This is a genomic window from uncultured Shewanella sp., assembly GCF_947491715.1.
Lineage (GTDB): Bacteria > Pseudomonadota > Gammaproteobacteria > Enterobacterales > Shewanellaceae > Shewanella.
Window position 1 is genome coordinate 350,562 of sequence record NZ_CANLKR010000001.1, and the last position, 20,726, is coordinate 371,287.

At 39.3% G+C, this 20,726-nt stretch carries 22 protein-coding genes, 1 tRNA gene and 1 pseudogene; 8 read left to right on the forward strand and 16 right to left on the reverse strand.

Translation table 11 applies throughout. The features are described 5' to 3' along the window. Positions 1-98 precede the first annotated feature (98 nt). Together Q0779_RS01530 and Q0779_RS01535 are read right to left on the reverse strand one after the other, a co-directional pair. Positions 99-1,421, reverse strand: a complete 1,323-nt coding sequence (locus Q0779_RS01530) for a GntP family permease (protein WP_298768783.1) — start codon at positions 1,419-1,421, stop codon at positions 99-101. A 93-nt stretch (positions 1,422-1,514) separates the two neighbouring features. Then, on the reverse strand, positions 1,515-2,582 hold the full coding sequence (locus Q0779_RS01535) for a hypothetical protein (protein ID WP_298768784.1): 1,068 nt from the start codon (positions 2,580-2,582) through the stop codon (positions 1,515-1,517). Positions 2,583-2,901: 319 nt separating this feature from the next. On the opposite strand from Q0779_RS01535, the gene Q0779_RS01540 reads away from it, so the two are divergent. Together Q0779_RS01540 and Q0779_RS01545 are read left to right on the forward strand one after the other, a co-directional pair. Next, positions 2,902-3,264, forward strand: coding sequence for a hypothetical protein (locus tag Q0779_RS01540; protein WP_298768786.1), 363 nt, complete (start codon positions 2,902-2,904; stop codon positions 3,262-3,264). Between the two features lie 232 nt (positions 3,265-3,496). Then, a complete protein-coding gene (locus tag Q0779_RS01545; RefSeq protein WP_298768788.1) occupies positions 3,497-4,006 on the forward strand; it encodes a hypothetical protein in 510 nt (169 codons plus the stop codon). Positions 4,007-4,159: 153 nt separating this feature from the next. On the opposite strand, the gene Q0779_RS01550 is transcribed toward Q0779_RS01545, so the two are convergent. The 4 genes and pseudogenes from Q0779_RS01550 to Q0779_RS01565 all read right to left on the reverse strand — a co-directional run bounded on the left by Q0779_RS01550 (position 4,160) and on the right by Q0779_RS01565 (position 5,918). Then, entirely contained in the window at positions 4,160-4,492 is a 333-nt protein-coding gene (locus Q0779_RS01550; RefSeq protein WP_298768790.1) for a CatA-like O-acetyltransferase, read from the reverse strand. Positions 4,493-4,517: 25 nt separating this feature from the next. After that, complete coding sequence (locus tag Q0779_RS01555) at positions 4,518-4,793, reverse strand: CatA-like O-acetyltransferase (RefSeq protein ID WP_298768793.1); 276 nt, start codon at positions 4,791-4,793, stop codon at positions 4,518-4,520. Between the two features lie 64 nt (positions 4,794-4,857). Next, positions 4,858-5,375 (reverse strand): annotated as a pseudogene (locus tag Q0779_RS01560) (DUF2726 domain-containing protein). Between the two features lie 144 nt (positions 5,376-5,519). Continuing rightward, on the reverse strand, positions 5,520-5,918 hold the full coding sequence (locus Q0779_RS01565) for a DUF4019 domain-containing protein (RefSeq protein WP_298768797.1): 399 nt from the start codon (positions 5,916-5,918) through the stop codon (positions 5,520-5,522). Positions 5,919-6,500: 582 nt separating this feature from the next. Here Q0779_RS01565 and Q0779_RS01570 point away from each other — a divergent pair. Continuing rightward, complete coding sequence (locus Q0779_RS01570) at positions 6,501-7,049, forward strand: TlpA disulfide reductase family protein (protein ID WP_298768799.1); 549 nt, start codon at positions 6,501-6,503, stop codon at positions 7,047-7,049. A gap of 30 nt (positions 7,050-7,079) precedes the next feature. Here Q0779_RS01570 and Q0779_RS01575 read toward each other — a convergent pair whose 3' ends face one another. Then, complete coding sequence (locus Q0779_RS01575) at positions 7,080-8,519, reverse strand: PLP-dependent aminotransferase family protein (protein ID WP_298768801.1); 1,440 nt, start codon at positions 8,517-8,519, stop codon at positions 7,080-7,082. A gap of 438 nt (positions 8,520-8,957) precedes the next feature. On the opposite strand from Q0779_RS01575, the gene Q0779_RS01580 reads away from it, so the two are divergent. Both Q0779_RS01580 and Q0779_RS01585 read left to right on the forward strand, forming a co-directional pair. After that, positions 8,958-9,470, forward strand: a complete 513-nt coding sequence (locus Q0779_RS01580; protein WP_298768803.1) for a GNAT family N-acetyltransferase — start codon at positions 8,958-8,960, stop codon at positions 9,468-9,470. Between the two features lie 53 nt (positions 9,471-9,523). Next, positions 9,524-10,156 carry a GNAT family protein gene (locus tag Q0779_RS01585; RefSeq protein ID WP_298768804.1) on the forward strand — a complete coding sequence of 211 codons (633 nt, stop codon included), beginning with the start codon at positions 9,524-9,526 and terminating at the stop codon, positions 10,154-10,156. 504 nt (positions 10,157-10,660) lie between these two features. Here the strand turns inward: Q0779_RS01585 and Q0779_RS01590 are convergent. From Q0779_RS01590 to Q0779_RS01605, 4 genes are all read right to left on the reverse strand, one after another. Then, complete coding sequence (locus Q0779_RS01590) at positions 10,661-12,337, reverse strand: carbohydrate porin (RefSeq protein ID WP_298768806.1); 1,677 nt, start codon at positions 12,335-12,337, stop codon at positions 10,661-10,663. Positions 12,338-12,794: 457 nt separating this feature from the next. Continuing rightward, positions 12,795-13,109: a hypothetical protein gene (locus Q0779_RS01595; protein WP_298768808.1), complete on the reverse strand. Its 315-nt coding sequence runs from the start codon at positions 13,107-13,109 to the stop codon at positions 12,795-12,797. Positions 13,110-13,525: 416 nt separating this feature from the next. Beyond that, positions 13,526-13,601: transfer RNA gene (locus tag Q0779_RS01600), tRNA-Arg, on the reverse strand. Positions 13,602-13,691: 90 nt separating this feature from the next. Continuing rightward, a complete protein-coding gene (locus tag Q0779_RS01605; RefSeq protein WP_298768810.1) occupies positions 13,692-14,612 on the reverse strand; it encodes a flagella assembly protein FlgT middle domain-containing protein in 921 nt (306 codons plus the stop codon). A gap of 219 nt (positions 14,613-14,831) precedes the next feature. Here Q0779_RS01605 and Q0779_RS01610 point away from each other — a divergent pair, with 219 nt between their 5' ends. Then, entirely contained in the window at positions 14,832-15,608 is a 777-nt protein-coding gene (locus tag Q0779_RS01610; protein ID WP_298768812.1) for a FlgO family outer membrane protein, read from the forward strand. Between the two features lie 89 nt (positions 15,609-15,697). On the opposite strand, the gene flgN is transcribed toward Q0779_RS01610, so the two are convergent. The 3 genes from flgN to flgA form a co-directional block, all read right to left on the reverse strand. Further along, the gene (flgN, locus tag Q0779_RS01615; protein WP_298768814.1) at positions 15,698-16,123 is read right to left on the reverse strand and encodes a flagellar export chaperone FlgN; all 426 of its coding nucleotides are present in this window, start codon (positions 16,121-16,123) and stop codon (positions 15,698-15,700) included. A gap of 22 nt (positions 16,124-16,145) precedes the next feature. Continuing rightward, positions 16,146-16,460 carry a flagellar biosynthesis anti-sigma factor FlgM gene (gene flgM / locus Q0779_RS01620; protein WP_298768815.1) on the reverse strand — a complete coding sequence of 105 codons (315 nt, stop codon included), beginning with the start codon at positions 16,458-16,460 and terminating at the stop codon, positions 16,146-16,148. Between the two features lie 74 nt (positions 16,461-16,534). After that, positions 16,535-17,242, reverse strand: a complete 708-nt coding sequence (gene flgA, locus Q0779_RS01625; protein WP_298768817.1) for a flagellar basal body P-ring formation chaperone FlgA — start codon at positions 17,240-17,242, stop codon at positions 16,535-16,537. A 282-nt stretch (positions 17,243-17,524) separates the two neighbouring features. Here flgA and Q0779_RS01630 point away from each other — a divergent pair, with 282 nt between their 5' ends. Then, complete coding sequence (locus Q0779_RS01630) at positions 17,525-18,445, forward strand: chemotaxis protein CheV (protein WP_298768818.1); 921 nt, start codon at positions 17,525-17,527, stop codon at positions 18,443-18,445. A 132-nt stretch (positions 18,446-18,577) separates the two neighbouring features. Further along, on the forward strand, positions 18,578-19,465 hold the full coding sequence (locus Q0779_RS01635) for a protein-glutamate O-methyltransferase CheR (RefSeq protein WP_298768820.1): 888 nt from the start codon (positions 18,578-18,580) through the stop codon (positions 19,463-19,465). Between the two features lie 175 nt (positions 19,466-19,640). Here the strand turns inward: Q0779_RS01635 and Q0779_RS01640 are convergent, their stop codons facing one another. Next, entirely contained in the window at positions 19,641-20,201 is a 561-nt protein-coding gene (locus Q0779_RS01640; RefSeq protein ID WP_298768822.1) for a hypothetical protein, read from the reverse strand. Between the two features lie 287 nt (positions 20,202-20,488). Next, positions 20,489-20,710: a hypothetical protein gene (locus Q0779_RS01645; protein ID WP_298768824.1), complete on the reverse strand. Its 222-nt coding sequence runs from the start codon at positions 20,708-20,710 to the stop codon at positions 20,489-20,491. Between the last annotated feature and the right edge of the window lie 16 nt (positions 20,711-20,726).

Here is a 20,726-nt window from a genome sequence, read left to right on the forward strand (position 1 = left end):
TCAATAATACGCCTTGAATTAAGCCTTCTTACGGGCTCTGAAAACATGCACTTTCAAGTGGTTTGGGTATATACCCACACATGTAAAGTTGGTTTGTTTCACATTCCTAAGATAAATAAGAAAATGGCCAGTATGGCGCCAATAAATGGGATCAGCACGGTTAATGCACCAAGAGGGAGGTAAGCGGTTTTATGGGTTTCACCACAAATGACCCTGATGGTGGTGATCACATAACCATTATGCGGCAGTGAGTCGAGCCCACCTGATGTAATGGCGATAACACGATGTAATGCATTTGGATCCACGCCTGCGTCAAGATAATGAGGGGCGATTAATGGCAGGGCAATGGCTTGTCCACCCGATGCTGATCCCGTTAATGCGACGATGACACTGATGGCGATAGCAGCACTAATGAGGCCATTTCCCGGTAAGGCGGTCATGTATATCAGCGTATCATTAAAAGCGGGAGTCAGTTTTGCTACACTGCCAAATCCAACGACGGCACAGGTATTGGCGATGGCAATTAATGCACTATAAGTGGCAACAGAAAGGGCACTGCCTAACTGGACGAACCGTTTCCAATATAAAATCACTGCGCTGATCAATCCCGTTAATAGGGCAATGATTAATGATGAACGACCAAAATGTAAGATTACACTACAATAAAATGAGCTACCAAGCACTAATATCAAGGGGATAAAGCATAAAAAAGGATGGGGGAGCATATTTGATGTTTTAGGTGTGGGGTCGTTTTCTCTATCATCGAAGTGCTCTCCCTTGGCCACGGCGCGTTTTATCATGACATGAAATAACCACATACCCGTTGAAGCCATAAATAAGGCGACAACCAGACTGACAGGCCAACCGGCAAATTGATTGGTGCCTAAATATTGCATAGGTTGAAAATTTTGAATTTCCACTGAGCCTGCCGATGTCATCGTAAAGGTAATAGAGCCAAAAGCGAGGGCTGCAGGAATAAATCGTCTGGGTAAATTGGCATCTTTAAACAAACTGAGCGCCATTGGAAAAACCGAAAAAGCCACCACAAAAACACTGACACCGCCATAGGTTAACATTGCGCAGGTGAGCACGATGGCAAAAGGCGCATGCTTTGAACCGAAAGTGTGCATAATCCAATGGGCTAAACTATCGGCTGCGCCACTGATCTCCATAACTTTGCCAAACATTGAACCTAATAAAAAAACAATGAACCAGTTTTGTAAAAAAGAAGCAAATCCTGTCATATAGCTGACAGTTAAACTGGTGTTATTGTCTGCTAACGGTGGAATGATAGGAATGTGGCTGGTAACGGCCAGTATTAAGGCGCATAGGGGGGCAGCAATGAGAATATTCATGCCTTTTAGGGTCAATATAATCAGTAATATTAACCCTAACATTAAACCTAGCATGCTGAGTGTCATTAGTGTCCTTTTTAATGCATTGAGTTGTTAACATAAAAGGTTATATACCCGTATTTTGAAGTTACACGGGTATCCACTCTATGTGCAAGTTTTTTAGACAATAAATTGATGAGTGGGATGGGGATCTTCTTTCGTCTTAGCAAGTTGCTGATATTCTAAAGCGCTTTTGAGTGCACATTCGCCCAATAATTGGGTGAGTGCTGGGTCTTGCCAGTCCATATTCGGTTGGTTGGTTTGTAGGCGATCATATTGGCTAAAAAAAGCAAAATGAAGATGAGTATATAAGGCTAATGTGCGCTTATAGAGGTACAGCTCTGGAGTGGCTTTAAAATTATTGACTTGGGGGATAAGTAGCTTGACCATTAAAAAAGGAAAGTGACCTAAATGAGAGACAAAGGCCATATTCCATAAACTGTAAAGATCAGCCCAAGATTTTGCGTGAGGGGGAGTCAGTAAAATACCTTTTTTATCTTCACTAAAGCATGCTGGTTTTACATCAGGTAAATGAAAAGCGAGTATTGTTCCTGCTTTTGCATTATCGAATCGATGCTCGCTGAGATCTTCTGCAACGGCTTCAAAGATATTCATGGGTAAATCTAAACAGGCATAGTGTTGAGCGATGGTTTCGGTTTGGTGAAAGTGAATGTAATCTTTCATGGGTTTTTCTATCGACGCTAATTTCATGCTTTCAAATGTTGAGAGTTGAGATTCAATGCCGAGCTGTTCGCGTAATGGAACCCAAATTTTCATCAAAGTATCAATTAAAGACCAGTGCTGGTACATGGCTTGAGTCAGGCGCTCTTGGACTAAGGCATAACCAATTATGGCTGGCAGGATATGATGGGCATTTTTAGCCGATTTCTCTTTTAACTGGGGAAAATTCTGTAATTTAGCTTGTTCAAAAAAATGCAGTAAATAGGGATTGTCTAAAATGGCATGATGCATTTTATCCAGTAAATCACATGCATGTTGTGGGGTGATGTTTGAAGGAAGCAACTGTTGTGATAATTCGGCTAGCTCTGGGGAAGCCCAATGTAATTCATCATCAATTAAACGCAATATTTGATAATGATTAAGCATAATATGATGTAAGTCTGTATCGTCTAACTGAGCTGCAGTGGTTTTAAGTACATTGACGAGATGATTAATTAATTGACTCATTACATTCACTCTCCATGTTTGAGGACCAATCATGTATTTAGTGTTGCAGTCTTTCTCTGTCTTGGTCCAAGTTTCGCTAGCCTAATATGCAATAGGGGGTCGAAGTATTGCGATAACCTTGAGTTTATCCGGTCACTTTTTTTTAGACAACCAAAATGTGTGTTTTTTAACCGTTTATGGGATTACTCTCACAGCTTGGGAAAAACTGTGAGTCATGTAAATTTTCAATCCAAACTAACACATCAGGTGTTCACCTGATGCTTATACAAAAGTATAGGGAGTAGATTGTTACCTGTTTTTAATAATTAGGTGTAGAGAGATGAAAAAATTAATAACTGCAAGTATCTTAGCTGCTGCGTCCATTGTGTCGTCATCTGCTTTTGCATTAACAAGTGATCAATTGAACTTAATATCACAAGAGCGAGCTGATTACCTTGCTTTAAATGGAGTGCCAGTGTCTTGGCAACAGGCTTGTAACAACATCGTTAATGCAGCACCTGATGCACCTGATACGTTTAAAAGCTCTTTTGTAAAGACTTATAAACTTGAAACGTGCCCAGAAACAGATTTTTCTGCATTCTTTGCTTGTAAAGATCGAAATACAGCGAATATAAATACTCAAAGTGTTCTGGTAATTAAAGACAGTATTACCGCAGAAGATTGCAGTTCTTTACCTTTGTAATGATGAATTTAAAAACGGCAAGTTCTTTGCCGTTTTTTTAATAATTTATGTTGCTTTATTAACTTCATATTGATGAAAAACATTTTCAATTATAAGTTGTGAGTCTCTCCTTTAGGTAAAACTGGTGCTACATAGTTAATTATCTTAATTATTACGTTTCTAAAAGTTGTCGTTGGCTATATTCGTCTATGCTTGAGTTATCTTTACTGGCGAGGAGATATGGAGAGTCATAATGAAAAGTAGCTTATCTATTTTATTTTTAACATTATTAATGGCCGCATTTCCCATTATGGGGTGTTTAAATAGCAGTGCTTCGGTGCCGGATACCTCGTTTCGTTTAATGTTAAGTGCAGATACGACAATAGAGCAACCCAGCTATTTTTATTGTCTAGTTACTACCCAACCTAGTTTTGAAAATGGCGGGCATCCAACACTGCCTCAATGGACACCGCCAATATTATTTACGCCTGTATCACTGATGAATTACGCGCAAAATGTACAAGGCTTCACTGGATTAGGGAAGTTAGATACCACGGCAGACTATATTAATAACCATTATTTTAAATCTTATCATGATCCTGATTTTGACGAGTATGCGCAATACAGTATTTCAGCAGGCTTTATTGATGCTTTTGTTCTTTGGCCGGGATATGCCATAGAGTGTGAGGTGTTTAATGCTACTGATATTAACAGCCAAGGTGAATTTGATAATCGAGTATTAGCAGGAAGCGATTATAATTAACCTGTATGAGGGGTAAATAATGCCCTTTGACATGACTATTTGGCTTTCTTAAGCGTGATAATGAATATTAATATACGTCAATACAATTTAAGTGATAGTTGACATCCTTTATTCAGCATTAGGGTGGTTGGATAATAACAATATAAATGGATTTTAAATCAGTGAGTGTATTTTTTCTTCTAGATTTTTTTTAAATTGGTATATGTGGATCGCATCAAGAAAACAATGACTCACTTCGGTGTGCAATGATGTGATTAGCTGTTTACCTTGCTGTTGATATTGGCCCCAAGCAATGAAAGGGATCCCTGGATCTTCGCTATTTTGTTGTACTGGTTTGACTTGAATATGGGTAAAATTCCCCCAAGGGTAGCAAGTGATATTTAAAATATCATGACGATGGATGAACTCCTCAATTGGAAGGTAGTCATCTTGAGCTCGAGCTTGCTGTTGAGTTTGTTGGGCAAACGTTTGAATATTATTATTCATCGTAGCCATAACAAGTTTAAACAGCTCATCTTCGGCATTGAGAACAGTAAAAAGCGGGGTGTTCTATTGGTATGCCATTTTCAATACGCTGTTTAAAGCCTGAAATGTCATTTGCTGTTTGAGTAACGAGGAAAATGAGGCTGTAATAGAAAGACAGTGAATGTTGTCGGCAGAATGAAACTAATGGTGTGACATCTAAGGGTTGAGTGAGACTAAGGCGAACAGAGCCTTGGCTACTCTTAAAAAATGCAAAGTGTGAGCGTCGAGTCCAAGCATTGATATTGATTTTCTTGTATGCCATAAAGGCCTTTCTATCTCATTTATGCCTATGAGAAATTATAGAAGATTTTTATTGCAGTAGCTGACTAGGTTGCTAGTTCACACTTAATATTGGCAATAATTTTATCTAATTGATAATTTCTTCTGACGTTAAAACGGATAAGAGGCAAACCTGCAGAGGCACATGCATTGTTGACCAATTTGTCTCGCGCTTGTACTTTTTTTGCTGATGGCTTTTATCATCTAGCTCAATGACTGCAATCACTTTTAATGTCTGTTTATCGCATAATACAAAGTCAAAGTGTTTTGCTGAGATTTTATTAAACGCTATTTGCCATTGTTGTCGATTTACATTGCCTTGTGGGGTTAACACATCAGCAATACGGACTTTGCCAAATAGCTGATATTGCTTATCGAAAGAGGGAGATTGAATAGCGATGAGGAGAATTTTGAAAAAGGTACTTTCTGCAGGAGAGAAAAGTGCGTGACGCTGCTTATATTGAAGGGAAGGTGAAGACGATAATTTAATGATTAACGCAATAAGGCTGATTAATAAGATAGCGCTGAGAAAAATAAAGATGGAGTGATTGATTAACACTGGCATAAACTATCCTTTATTTGACGAGGAAAGCGATGTTGATATTTTAGATGCATGGCTAAATGAAATGAATGTTGTCATAGGGTTAACAGAGAAGATAACCTTGATGAGGGTTATCTTCTATCCACTTATTGATATTTAATGGGATCGTTATTTAATAAAATAGCCCACCGTGAGCCATTGACCACTTTTTTTACTTAAGGTGAGTATTTCAGTGGATGAAATTTTATTTTGAAATTGGGTTTGATATTGTAAAACGACATATTCTCCGTCAGGAGCACCAGGAAGCGATGAATAATTTCCTGAGCTGAACTCTGAGCGTGAAATGACTTGACCCAGTGGCGCACGAATACCTTGTAGTGTTTCTACCCAACGTTGTTGCGAGAGTTGAGTTTGAAACAGAGGATCGGCTTGTTGCCAACTTTGAGCATAGGCGCCAGTGTCAATAATAGAGAGCCATTGCTTGGCAAGTTCCAGTTCGATAGATTGTTGAGACCAAGCTAAAGGTGAGAATAATACGAGTAGAGCGGCCATTAACCTTTTTGTCATAGTAAACTCCTTTTTGAATACACCTAACCTTAATTTATTGAGTATCGGATGTAGCTATTCACATAAATTCCTTTTTACTCCCTTAAACTACCAAGTTAGAAAAGTCTTAGCAAGTGGGTTTTATACCCGTGATATTTAAATGTGCAAGATTCAGCTGGAATTAAAAGCCCTTTAGACAAGGTCATTAATTGCTCCTGCATAAATGACATTTCCATCACCCATGATGGTCAGCTTGAATAGCATGCCTAGTGATTCTAAGCCGATGTAAAGTCAACGCAGTATAAAAGGCCTTGCTTTTACATATAAAGAGGCCAGCCCTTTGGGAGTCTGTAAAATCACCTACTTCCGCGTTGCATCACCTTAAAAGGCAATAAGCATTCTTGCAATAATACGCCTTGAATTAGGCACTTTTACAGGCTCTGAAAACAGGCATCTTCAAGTATCACGGGTACATTCTATGTTTGACTGACTTTTTAGTGCATCATGTCAGCGTATTCTTTTTCATGTCAATGTACTTTTAAAGCGGGGCAAACGGATGGCATGAGAATAAATGATCAAAAATAATGAGAAAAGGATATTGCCATGGAAAAAATAAAATTCACTTTATTAGCGGGGAGCTTGCTGGCATCACTGTTAGTGACAGCTTGCAGCCATCAGGTGGGTCAAGAAACTCAGAAGGTGGTTTTAAACAATACTGAAACGCCTAAGTATCAAACTTATGTGAAAGTAGGGCAGCCTGTCCCTGTGATGCAATTTACCGACATTCAAGGGAAACACATCAACTTAGCACAGTCTCAGAATAAAAAATTATTGATATTGTTCGCCACTTGGTGTCCTGATTCACAGCGAGCAATGAAAGCCTTGGTTCAATCGTCCTTAATTGATGACAATATGATTGATATTATTGGTATTGGCCGTGAGGAAAATGTTGAGTCTTTGAGTCAGTTTGCCAAAGCCTATCATTTACCCTTTGCTTTAGTGGCGGATAAGGACAGGAGTGTGTACAAGCAATTTGCCACTGCGGGTATTCCTCGCTTTATTTTATTGAATGAGCATAACCAAATTGTTAAAACGCTGCTATTAGAGCATGAAACCAAAGCGGGTGAACTCTTAGCTCCTATTCAATGGTGATCTTGCATTGACGTGTTAAAGATAAGCCCATCAAATATCATGTTTGATGGGCTGAGCGTAGGCTAAAACCAGCTCGCCAAGACGTTTGATACCTGCCGCCATTTGTTCATTCCAAGGCAGGGCAAAGGTGATCCTAAAATACTGAGTATAATCTTGGTTGAAAGAAAACATGTCCCCTGGTGCGATAGAAAGTTGGGCTGAAATGGCTTTTTCCCATAATACTTCACTGCTCAAATGATCGGGCAGTTTTATCCATATACAGGGCCCGCCTTCTACTTGGCTATAATAAAAATCATCGCTTTCTATTTGATTAAAAGCAGGTAAGAGTAAGTGTATGGCAGAGGTATAATTCGTTTTTAAATGGGTATGTAATTGCCGCATTAATTGAGCAAATTGTTTTGATTGCATCAATTCAATCATCATATATTGCAGGCAAAGATTGGGCTCTTCAGTGATGATTTGCTTAGCGAATAAACAGGCATCTAGAGTATTGGTGCAGATTAAGTAACCTAAGCTTATGGTGTGTGACAAGGTGTCATAAAAGTCACTGAGTGTGATGATACGGCAATGAGAGTCAGGAGTGACAAGGCTGGCGATACTACAAGGCCTGTTAGTGCCAAAATGAAGCTCGCCTCTGTCGTATTCAATAATGGTCACCTCATGTTTTTCAGCCCATTGAATTAACGCTAGCTTATTGTTATTGGGCAAGACTCGGCCGGTGGGATCGGCAAAGTTAGGATTGATTAAATAGGTTTTAAAGGGCTGTAATTGATACGCTTTAGAGAGCAAATTAAGCTCGTCTTGATAGTGGGCTTGAATGGGGATTTCAATCACATTGGCGTTAAATTGTTTCAATATCGATTGAAAGAAAAAGGACATCGGTGACTCTATCGCAATGGGACTCGTGAGTGCTTGCGTCGCGATGAGCGCTGTCATTAAACCATCTTTACGACCATTATTAATCAATATTTGTTCCGGTTTAAAGGCTTGTTGTGATTTTGCTAAATGCTGACAGATTGCCTGCCTGAGGGGAAGCAAACCTTCAATGGGATCTTGCATGATTAATTGATAAGGGCGATGTTTTAAGGCTTTTTTATGCAGTCGGTTGAGCAGTAATTCATTGTCAATGACGCTGCTGGGTGCGGTGCAAGATAAAGGTAAAATATTGGGATCATTAAACGAAAATTGCACGGCTTTATCTAAACTGAGTCCAGCTTGAATATAGTGAATTTTTTTACCGTAATTAGGTGGCGTTACAGGCTTTTTACCTATGACAAAGTAACCGACTTTCGCCCTTGCTTTAATCCATCCCTGCTTTTCGAGTTCATAATAGGCTTGCACGACCGTAGACACGCCCACACCTTGTATTTTGGCGAGTGCACGTACCGACATGAGTTTACCCGTTATCTGTTCACGTTCAATTTTATCAATAATATCATTCACAATCAGACGGTATTTAAAATTTTGCATGGGTTTCCTCTTGAGAATGCAGTAAATGAACAGTATCGAGTCGTATTAAAAACTGTATTGGGTTTTATTGTATATCACTGTATCTGTTTTGCTTTATAAATACTCTATAAGATAAAAACCAATACAGAAAAGCATGTATATACCCGTGATACTTGAAGATGCAGGATTCAGCTGGAATTAAAAGCCTTTTAGGCAAGGCTTTGAACAGCGTGCTTAGTCATTCTAAGCTGATGTTTAATAACGTAGTATAAAAGGCTTTTAAACCAGCCCTTTGGGAGTCTGTAAAATCACCTACTTCTGCGTTGTATCACCTTAAAAGGCAATAAGCATTCTTGCAATAATACGCCTTGAATTAGGCACTTTTACAGGCTCTGAAAACATCCATCTTCAAGTATCACGGGTATAAATGTGTGCATAAAAGTGAATAAGGATGCCAAAATGAAAATTATTACTCAAACCCCAAGATTAATTATTCGAGAGTTTAATATAGAAGATGCGCAAGCCGTGTATGATTTCAATGCACCCGATGTGGTGAATTTATACACTGGGGATGCGGGCATGTGTGAAAGTGTAGAAGATGCCAAAAAGATTATTACCGATATTTGGCTTAAAGAATATCAATCCATCGGTTTTGGTCGCTGGGCGGTTGTACTCAAAGAAACGGGGAAAGTCATTGGCTTTTGTGGATTCAAAAATGAGATGCGTATTAATGAAATTGATATTGGATACCGCTTGCACCCCGATTTTTGGGGCAAAGGGTTAGCGACGGAGGCTAATCAGGCTTGTATTGATTATGCCAAACAACACATGGCGCTAGATTTCGTGGTGGGCGATGCGGTTGCAGAGAATACAGCCTCTATTAATATTCTACGTAAATTAGGCATGCACTTTATAGAAACCTACCAAGAGAAGGATTGGCGAGTGCATCGTTATGGGATGAATGTGAAATAGAAACTGTGAAGTATAAAGTGTACTAAAAACGAACGACAAGGAAGTAACACAACATGGATATAAACCATGACTGCCAGCACTTAAATCAGGCTGTACTAGAAGGAGACAATCAAGACTCTACCAACAGTGCGACGCCAATGTTAGAAACGATACGACTGAGATTAGATGAGACCACGCTTGATGATAGCGAAGAGATATTCGCACTTTTCTCCAATCCCAAAGTCACACAATTTTATGATTTAGGCGCATTTGAGTCTATTCATAAAGTGCGCGAGTTTATTAACGAAGAGATTCGAAAACAACAAAATAAGCAGATGTTAAGGTGGGCAATAAGGGACAAAATGACACTTGACTATTTAGGGGGATGTGGTGTGAACCATTTTGAAAGTGAGCGACATGTTGCTGTTATCGGTTATGAATTATGTCAAGAAGCATGGGGGAAAGGGATTGCTACTGAGGCTTTAGAAAAAGTGGCTGAGTTTTTATTTTCCGTCGCGTGCATTCACTCAGTGAACAGAATCGAGGCTTATGTGATGCAGGGAAATACGGGATCAGAAATGGTGTTGCGTAAACTGGGGTTTATCAAAGAAGGGGTGCTTCGCCAGCACAGTTATTGGAAAGGGCGTTATCATGATTTATCTTTATATACTCTGTTGAGGGATGATTGGGTTAATGGAAATAATTGACTGAATGGGAATAGCAGTGGATGAAAGTGCGTCATTTTAGCTGCATTTTGTAGGATAACGGGGATATTACGGTATGTCAGAGTACGTCGGCTGATGTTGGCAATAATTAATGTTAACACCGTATTGTTGGGTTAAAATATCCCATATATTTGGCCAGTAACTGCCTATGCCGTGTTCTTTTAGCGGGTTGTCCATGGCTAAATTAAAGATGACCACTATACCCATGATACCTGAAGATGCAGGATTCAGCTGGAATGAAAAGCCTTTTAGACAAGGTTTTGAACAGCATGCCTAGTGATTCTAAGCTGATGTTCAGTAACGCAGTATAAAAGGCTTTTAAACCAGCCCTTTGGGAGTCTGTAAAATCACCTACTTCCGCGTTGCATTACCTTAAAAGGCAATAAGCATTCCTGCAATAATACGCCTTGAATTAGGCACTTTTACAGATTCTGAAAACATGCATCTTCAGGTATCACGGGTATATATGTTTGTTAGCGAAACCTTTTACCAAGACGTGGTTATTTGCACTCCGGCATTAAAACCGAATGTATCATCTTCATAGGCATTACCACCAATGTCATCTGCTTCATAGTCTTTTGACCAAGCAGCAAAGGTGATGTAGCTTCGAAGTTGAGTATTAAGGCCAAGTTGCATGAAAGGATCAATGGTGAATTTAGTGAGTATGCCATCTCTTGTGGTTGTTCTGAGTTGGTTTGAGCTGACATAATCCATGCCGAGTTCAAATTGTAAGCCAAAGATGTCGTCAAACATATAAGTCGGGCGCATACCAAAAGAGTACCAATTACGAATACTGCCGTAAGTGGGATCAATATTCCCATTTCTGTCATGTTGGTAGATACCCAAAGTGATTAATGTCCATTTTGGGGTTAATGGAATAGTGAAAAAATCTAATATGCGAACGCTTCGAGCGTCATTTAAATCATAAATACTGGGAGTGACATCTTCCCCTGAAAGTGTCAGTTGATCGGTACCGGCTCTAAAGTTTGAGGAGGTACCGTGACCATACATGGCGGCAAAGGTATTTTGGCCGCCAAAAAAATGATCATTAAAATTAAAAAAACCGACCCCAAAGCCCGAAGCAGCTTTAGTTTGGTAAGAATAGGTATCGCCATTGATGGAATTATAGGCCTCGGCTGAGCCGCCACGATCGTAAGATGCATTGAGCCAAATCATACTATGGCTATTGCCCGTTGGAATATTATGAATTTGAAGATCTAGGTTGTTTTTAGATAGAACGCCATTATTACTGCCTAAGTAATCGGAAGTCGAGTCTGCGGGAATATCGGGTCCGCCGATAAAGGCTACATTGAGTTTGACTGTCTCTCCTAAGGCGATATTTTCTGCACCTGCACCAACGCCACTCATGTCGAGAAAGTAGAAATCATTGATCAGTGACTCATCGAGCCGATAGAAACGTTGTCCTCCCCACATTTGAGCATCAGGGTTTGATGTAAACAAATTGGCCCCTGAGACAAAAGATTCAGCAATATAAACATGATTAACGTCGCTTTTGTAAGGAGCGGAAGAAGGAGGGGAATACAGATAGGCTAAACGGACTTGTGCTTTCCAATAGGGGTCAATAGGGGTATCTAAAATGGTACTGTTATAGCCTAATATTAATTCGCCATAGGTTTCAGCTTCATTGCCTAAACGGTATTTTGTCGGAGCATCAGGGTTTTGAAAAGCCGTCATGGAGTTACTTAATTTATTGATACCATAACCGGAACGAAAATATCCGCCATAAATAAAATGCTCTACTGAGGTTAAGTTATCGGCATAAGCGGAAGATTGACTCGCCTCTTGAGTCATATTTTCATCCGCTGGTTCGTCTGTTTCTTTACTGTGCGCTTTAACGGGGTGATCTGTGTAGTCTTTAGTTTCTTGATGTTTTCCTGCTGTTTTTACAACAGAGGTGCCTTGTTGTTTTTGCTTTATTTCAAGAGCTGCACTTTTTTCTAGTGTATTAAGCTGTTCGGCTATTTTAGCCATCTGTTGTTGATATTGTTGTTGCATCGATGCCATTTCGGCTTTGAGCTGTTGCAGTTGTTCTTGTGTTGTTAAAGCTTGAGCTTCTTTGGCTAAAAGAGCTGATGAACACAAAGAGAGTGGCAAAAAAAGTAGCATGGATATTATTACAGATGTTAGAGCCTTGTATGTCATTAATGATCCTTGCTTGAAAAGAGTGATAGCAAACATGACTCAGGGGAAACATCTTCAGAAGGCCATCTCGCTAACACTAAGTTATGTTTGAAAAATTGCTCGTCGAGCATATTGATTGTTTATAAGCCTAGTGAATAAGCAACAGAACGGCAATTTTTATAAGTATTACTATGCTTTAGTCTAGGTTTTTCTTGTTGTAGATGTCATTTTGGCCGCTTAGTCTGTTTTGAAGTATGGCTATACTCCTTCTTGGTGTTTATGGTGTCGCAGTCATGTTGATACCTATAAGCTAAGCATAAAGAACTATGTGAAAAGCGCGAGTTGGAAAATATGAGAATAAAAAAGGGGGGGATGAAGGCAATTAAAGTAGAGCCTTCATTAAGTGTATATTGGTGTAAGACAGCAAGATATCTGTTTTAAATAGACAAATGAACTGCCAACATTTGAGAAGCCATAGTTAATTTTGTACTCGGATCATGTTGGTATTGTCGTAGACACCGCTACAACTTCCATTAGTACGAACCCTTACTTTTTTGTTAGCCATCAAGGCCGCGAGGGCTGTGCTATACATGGTTTGGCCCTGAAATTTACTCATATCCCAAGCAATATAGCCATTATCACAATTGCTCTTAGAGACCCAATTTTCACAAGGCTTGATATAGGCAATATTAGAGTCATTCATGGCTTGAATTTCACAAACTTCGATGATGTAATCGGCAGCAAAGGAGGTGATAGGCAGTAATAATAAGGTTGCCGCGGTTAAATATTTCATTGTGGTTCCGTTTTCAAAAGGATTACTTTCTTATTTTAGGCGAATAATAATCACAATGATGAGATAAATCAAACTATTGTATTCATGGTGATAGACTTCCACTATAGAGGTTATATAGATTCGCTTTACATTTTATACTGTTTTTAAAACCTTAATTGATGTCACAATATAGAGTCAGTGAGCAGGCAGAGAAGAAAAGTTAACAAAACCCTTGAGGAGTTAATAACGTCACCGATAAGTATTATGAAATGAAGAAGATTAGAGGATAATAGATTGATTAATAATGGCTAATTTATAGGGTGTTTGAATTTTTATAGAGAGAGCCAGTGATGGATAAGTAGAATCAATAGATAAAATAAGCAAGGCTAGCAATAAAGTGATTGCCGATAAATTTTATTTATCGGCAAGCTAACAACTGGTCTCCCCACAGGGACTCGAACCCCGATCGATCGCTTAGGAGGCGACTGCTCTATCCTGTTGAGCTATAGGGAGACGCCAATAATTATACTGATTTTTATGACGATGAAAAGGCTTTAAATTTAGTTGCTTGAATATTAGACATTCAGTGTAGGATTATGAGTGTTATCTAAGAATAAGATCGTTTATTTGAATATTACTCAATGCGTCTTGTGAGGATAAATGGGACTGTGCAATATTTTCACTCACTTGATCAATAGTGATTTGAACTTGAGTGTCTACTGCTGTAATGCGTTCAATATTAATGCGGTCTTGAACTTGGTTTTGCAGCACCACTCGAAAGTGGTCGCCGACTTTGACACCATTACGTCTGCCAAGATTCATCAAGATCCTATTGCCATGACGGGCAATAATTTGACCAATAACCGGGCGGCATACCAGAGTTTCATCAAGGTCTTGGCTAACGCGAGAGAAGACGGTGTCAATTTTTTGGCCATATTCACTTTGCCAGAAGGCTTGACTTGCTGAGTCGACTCGAGTGGTCAGACTAAACTCCCATTCGGCTTGAGTTTCATAGCGCTTTTGCCAAATGCGTTCTCCGCTGACGCCATGATATAGGCTTAGGGTCATCACAAATTGGCGCTTCGGTGTGGTTTCCCATAAACCAAAAACATAGCGCGCATTGTCAGTGGCGATATTGTCAATGCTGGGGATCAGTAAATATTGGCTATTGGTTATTGTGTTAAGCCAATCAGGGAGCCGAGTATTGTGAGTGCTCGACAGTGACGGGGAAAAATCGAGGCGCTCGTTTGAAAACGCCAGTGCAATCCCGTGTTGCAGGTTAAACTTGAGCTGTTGTGTTAATCGCTGGGAAAGGTGCTGTTCAAAATGTCCTATTTGTCCATAACGTAACTGACTTCTGTCCTGCATTTGTGCTTGTGGCACCAAAATACTGGCTTTGATTGTTGAGAGACAGGGTGAGGCAGGCGCTGCTTGCTGAAGCTCAGATTGAGCTGAGCTCGCATGACATAATAAGCTCGAGACTAAAAGACATGCCGTGATGAATGGAATGGACTGAGTGAACAATGTCGGCCTCGTTGTTTTAAATGTTTTTTTGTTTATGCATTTGCCCAGATATCTTGTTTGATAATGAGTCTGATTATTCACTATTGAGCAAGCAATATGTATGCCGTTGTGAACGGTTAAATCAAAGACTAAGCCCACTAAAGTTATGGTGCCCTTAGCCGATATAGAGGAGAAAGTGGGACTAAGAGAGTGATTTTATGAATATTGGGGCTGATTTCCATGCTGAAACTTTATAAGGCGAGCAGTCAAGATGGGCAGAGTCTGTTGAAGCGACTGTTATCCCTGTCTCTTCTCGCCATAGCGTTTATGTTTGCCGGATGCAGTATCCATGAGGATAAGGCTTATGTTGATCATATCCCCACGGACATGATCCAGACATCGAAAACCCAGAGCCGAACCCTTGAAACATCAGATTTTCAAGCTTTTACAGCAAAGACCGCGAGTTTATTAGATGAGCTGGTGGCGTTTAATCAAGGCTTAGCCGAAACGCAGCTTATTGTGGTGGCTACACCGGTATTGTTAAGTGAACTTACAAAGACGAATGCTGTGGGATTAGTTTTACAATCCAGTTTGATGACTGGATTACAGCAAAGGGCATTTACTGTGATAGATGCCAACATGAGTCCTAAACTGAAAGTGACGCCAACGGGGGACTTTATGTTGAGTCGAGATTGGAAGCAATTATCGTCGTCATTGATGGTGGATCATGCTTTAGTTTCGACCATGAGCGTGACGCCTAAAGGGTTGATATTGAACACGCGATTATTAAATATTGCAAGCGGCCGATTGACTTCTTCTGCGCAAGCTTTTTTTCGTTATGATGAACTGGCGGGTTTTATGACACCACCGAAGCAAACTTTTTTACAGCAAGAAATGCCAAAGGCTGTATGGCAGGAAGTTGAACAAGCCCATAGCATCAGTATGAATGATGTGACAAAAAAAAGTAACGTACTCAACCAAGAAGGAATATCTAACAAAGCGATTGAGTATTTTTAATACCGTTTCTTATAACGCATTAACGATTTCTGGGCTGATGTTGTCTCATTGCTGACAATGATGCGCTTTTTTAAAGGGGCTTGGCTCAATTATACTTTGATATTATTGCCCAATGAAGAGAGAGTGGAGGTTTTACCTTTGTCATTATAAGTTAAACTCGAGGCATTACGGCTCACTTGCAATGCTTGAGATAGACGATTGAGACTCGCTTGATTGAAAGCTACTAAATGGGCATTTTCAGTATTCAGTTGCTGACATAGTGCTAGGAGTGCTTTAGCGTGTTTTAATTTATGGGAAAAATTGGGTTGTTCAGGTAATAAATGCTTTTTAGGGTGATGCGCGATATTGTGATCATCCGTTTCTATTTGGGCTAATAGTGTGGCTTTTTCGTTACAAAGGCGCAGTAATATACTCGCTTCTTTATCAAGAATAGCTATTTTTTCTTGGACTAAGATGGCTTGCAGTTGAAGCAATCTATCTTGTTGTAAATCTAGCAGCGAGTCTAGTACTTCCATTTCAATGTCTCTTCATTCAAGCTCATATTTTATTCTGAACGAGTTCATTTTCTAGGTTGGCAATGTTTTTAGCCAATTTTTCAGGATCAATTTTATAGTGACCTTCGCTGATAGCCAGTTTTATCGCATCAATCTTTGCCATATCCATCTCAGGTAATTGAGCAAGGCTCGATTGCGCGCCCTGAACTTGTTGAGCTTGGGAGGTGATAGAAACGGAGTCGCTGGGTACAGTGCGACTCTGCTGAGACAGCGCTGTTTTGGCTTCAGTATTTTTATGGCCAGATAATGGCGATAGTGTACTGTTGTTGCTCAGAGTGTGTTTGATATCAATGGCCATTTTTTATTCCAAGTCAGAAGGTGCTACCGAATACTGTGGTTATCGGCCAGCTCAACGATTGCTTTAGGAGTATTTTAAAGCCTGATGGTGACTTGAGCAACGTCAGAGACGTAGGCGTTAATTTTTTTTTGAGTGTATCGATTGCTGATTTCTATTGCATCGCCTAAGTTACCATCATTAAGGGCTGTGCCTTGTGTTTTAATCTTGAGGTTGCCTGTACTGGCGGTAATGGTGACTGTATCCCCTTCACATATAAGGCAAAAATGATTATCAAATAGGGGGGTGTTAGCGGGTAAACGCCGCTTAAGACGAGCGCCTATCACATGGCTGAGTTCAACTTGTTGCTGCCCTCGTAAACTACTTTTTTCTTTGTAGGCAATACCGACATCCGTTTTGCCAATAATATGCCCTGTACCTAATAAGCGCTTACTCACTATGACGGGAAATAACACATCAACTTTGACGTTTAAAAAAAGCTGCCAAGGGTAATCGAGTTCAGGGCTATCGCAGGTTATTTTAACCGTATTATTACGCTTTATTTCTCTGTTACTGGCAAGCCTGGCTTCGATTTGGCCTAAACAGGCGGGAATATATTGTGCTGAGTGTATCACTTGTGGTGTGATTTTCACTTTTGCGTCTTTTGGCACAACAATTTTTTTTTCAATTGCCGCTATAGCTATAGTAGTTAGAGCCGATAAAGTAGGGGTCGTAGCAATATTGTTTCCAATAGCGAATTTAGGTAGTAAAAGAAAAAGAAGAGAGATACAATATTTAACTTTCATAATCAATATATTAGCTCTTTTTTTAAGTCAGTGTTGAAAGCGTCATTATTTTGACTTAAATAAATTTAGGCACTGTTGTGATTTGGAACAAGAGTCGTTTAAGCAATTAATATGCCTGTTTATGCGTCATATTAGTTTTCCATGCAGTATATGCATGATGAGGCTTTAACTTAAACACTATGAGTTAAGTTGAGCACAGATTCATAAGCACAGTTCCATAAGCATTAGATCCATAAGTATTAAATCCATAAGCATTAGGTCCATAAGAATAAGGTTTACTTCATGTCACGCATTCTCGACTCTGTAAATAAACGTACCCAATTAGTGGGGCAAAATCGGTTAGAGCTTCTGTTATTTAAGTTAAACGGCCAGCAAAGGTTTGGTATCAATGTCTTTAAAGTAAAAGAAGTACTGCAATGCCCTAAATTGACTAGCTTACCGAAACTCAATAATAATATTCGTGGCGTGGCACATATTCGTGGTGTAACGATTTCAGTGATTGATTTGAGCGCAGCTACAGGTGGTCGACCGATTGAGGATACGACAGGTTGCTTCATTATTATTTCTGAGTATAACCGGAGTGTGCAAGGGTTTTTGGTGCGCTCTGTTGAGCGTATTATTAATATGAATTGGGAAAGCATTATGCCTCCGCCTCAAGGTACAGGGCGTTATTCTTATTTGACAGCGGTAACAGAAATTGAAAATGAACTCGTTGAAATTTTAGACGTAGAAAAAATTCTCGATGAAGTCTCCCCAGCTAATACCAATATCAGTAAAGAGTTGGATGAGCAGCTGACCATTGATAGAGATAAGCATTATCATATTATGGTTATCGATGACTCTTCTGTTGCTCGTAAACAGATTATTAGAGCGCTGTCGGCATTGGATTTGCAAATAGATACCGCCAAAGATGGTAAAGAAGCATTAAATAAACTCAAAACTATTGCTGCCGACATGGATAACGTTGCAACTGAGATCCCACTCATTATTTCAGATATTGAAATGCCAGAAATGGATGGCTATACCTTAACGGCAGAAATTCGAGATGATCCAAAATTGAAGGACATTAAGGTGGTACTGCATACTTCACTTAGTGGAGTGTTCAATCAGGCCATGGTTGAGAAAGTGGGCGCAAATGATTTCATCGCTAAGTTCAATCCTGATGAATTAGCAGGTGCTGTGAATAAACATTTGAGCATTTAACTGCAGGTTAGTATTCAGTAATATCATTATGTATTGACTTGTTTTTTTTGAGGCGCTGGGGTATAAACCAGCGCGAATGTTATTATTCTTTTAAATGTTAATTCTCCCTTGCTATCAATGTAGGATGCGAAGTTGTCAAATAAATCACTTGAACACCTTGAGTATAATCAGTTTAGGCTTTTTTTAGAGCAGCATAGCGGTATAGTATTAGGGGAAAATAAGCAGTATCTGGTTCGAAGTCGATTAGCGCCATTAATGGGCAAATACAATCTTCCTTCTTTATCGGATGTCGTGAGACATTCAATGAAGCCGGCGGCAAGGCAATTACGTATTGAAGTGATTGATGCCATGACAACCAATGAGACATTATGGTTTAGAGACAGCTACCCATTTGAATTGTTGCAAGATCACTTGTTACCTCAATATACGCGCTTAGGGCGTCCATTAAAAATGTGGTCTGCGGCCTGCTCTTCTGGTCAAGAGCCTTATTCTTTGGCTATGTCAGTGCTTGAGTATCAGCAAAAAAGCTTAAGTCGCTTGTTGTTTAACTGTGATATTTTAGCAACAGATCTTTCTCCCAGTATGTTAGAGAAGTCTAAGCTAGGTGTATATGATAGTTTAGCGTTAGGGAGAGGATTATCAGAAAGGAGAAAAAAAGCCTTTTTTGAGCCTGTGACCGAAACGGCTGAGTTAGCATTGGCTGGAGCAAGTCGCTTTCAATCAAGTTTAAACACAGGAAAAATGGCGATAAAAGATCCCGTTAAACGTATGGTGAATTTTAGGGCGCATAATCTGCTTGATAATTACAGCTTATTGGGGAAGTTTGATATTATTTTTTGCCGTAATGTTCTTATTTATTTTTCCCCCGAATCGAAACAAAAAATCTTAAGGCAATTTGCAGCAGCATTAAATCCTAAAGGTATTTTATTTTTAGGGGCATCAGAGTCAATTTCAGGACTCAGTGAAGAGTTTAACATGGTACGTTGTCATCCTGGTATTTATTATCAAAGGCGATTTTGATGTCATTTTTTATAGATTAATACTTTAATTTTATTAATAGTCAGTATTTTATGTGTAGTTTGAGTGTGTTTTTTTTGAGGCGTTCAGTGAGTTATTTTCGAGGAAATTCATTTAAAAACAGGAAAGGCGCTATCGCTTTTCCTATTTTTAACAATAGTAAGTTATTATTGATAGCTTAACTTAACAGGGCAATACGTTCTTCTTTTTCATCTTTTGAAATGAGATCCATTTCATATTGTTTTTCAATTTTACGAATGTCAATAAAGTTATCAACGCGCTTTTTGGCTTTGAGTAGCTTTTCGGTATGTTCAGCTTTAGAAATGACATCCATTTTTAAGGCTTTATCCAGTTTAGCTTGTTCTTCATCAAATTCACTTTGAAAAGCTGCTTTTTCTTGCATGAGTAGTTGATCTTTTAGGGCTTTCTCTATTTCAATGGCTTCATTTTCAAGTTGTGCTTTTTTATCTAACTTAGGCGCAATTTGAATTAATGTATCTTGTACTCCAAATTCAAAACTGTGACCAGTCTTGGCGACATGCTCAATGTATTTCTTACCTATGGCTTTATAAGCAAATTCCAGATCGCCATCAATAGAAGCTATTTCACCCTTAATCGCGACTAATTTACTGTTTTCTTTAGAGGAGGTTAATACATTGCCTGCAAGCTTGGATGTGGTCGAACTAACGCCGTCACCTAAATTTGTTACTTGTGCTTTCATTTTGTTCAAAAAACTCATAACTCATTTCCATATTTAATATAATGCCAGCCATGGAGCAAGTGAGTGCTACGCCTATTACGACTCGTTCCATGAGATTTTAGAGATGTTATCGCGCCATAAAAAGCGACAAATTTAAGGGAATATGAAATAGCGAGTGTGAAAAAATAAAAAGCTGGAGAGTCAATGTCATGACGAGTTTAAGTCGCGTGCCGAATTCCCTTTCGTTTCCATTTATTCAATTATGCTATCTGTTGATACCACCATCCTGAATATGGATGCATATTAATACAATTGTAAATTTTTGTCTATTGTTTTTCTTGTAGATGCTGAAGGCAATCATCTTCAATGAGATGAATAAGGGTTTGTGTGTGGCAAGCGTAGATATCAAGTGTGATCCAACCATCGGTGCCTAATATATCTAGGGTATCAACTTGCAGTTTAGTCGAGCCTGTATCGGCGACTGTTTTGCCTGTGAGTTTGAAAATACCCTTAGGGGTATGTATTCGAGTGATGTTAAAAGCGGGCATGAGTTTTCCTTTTATT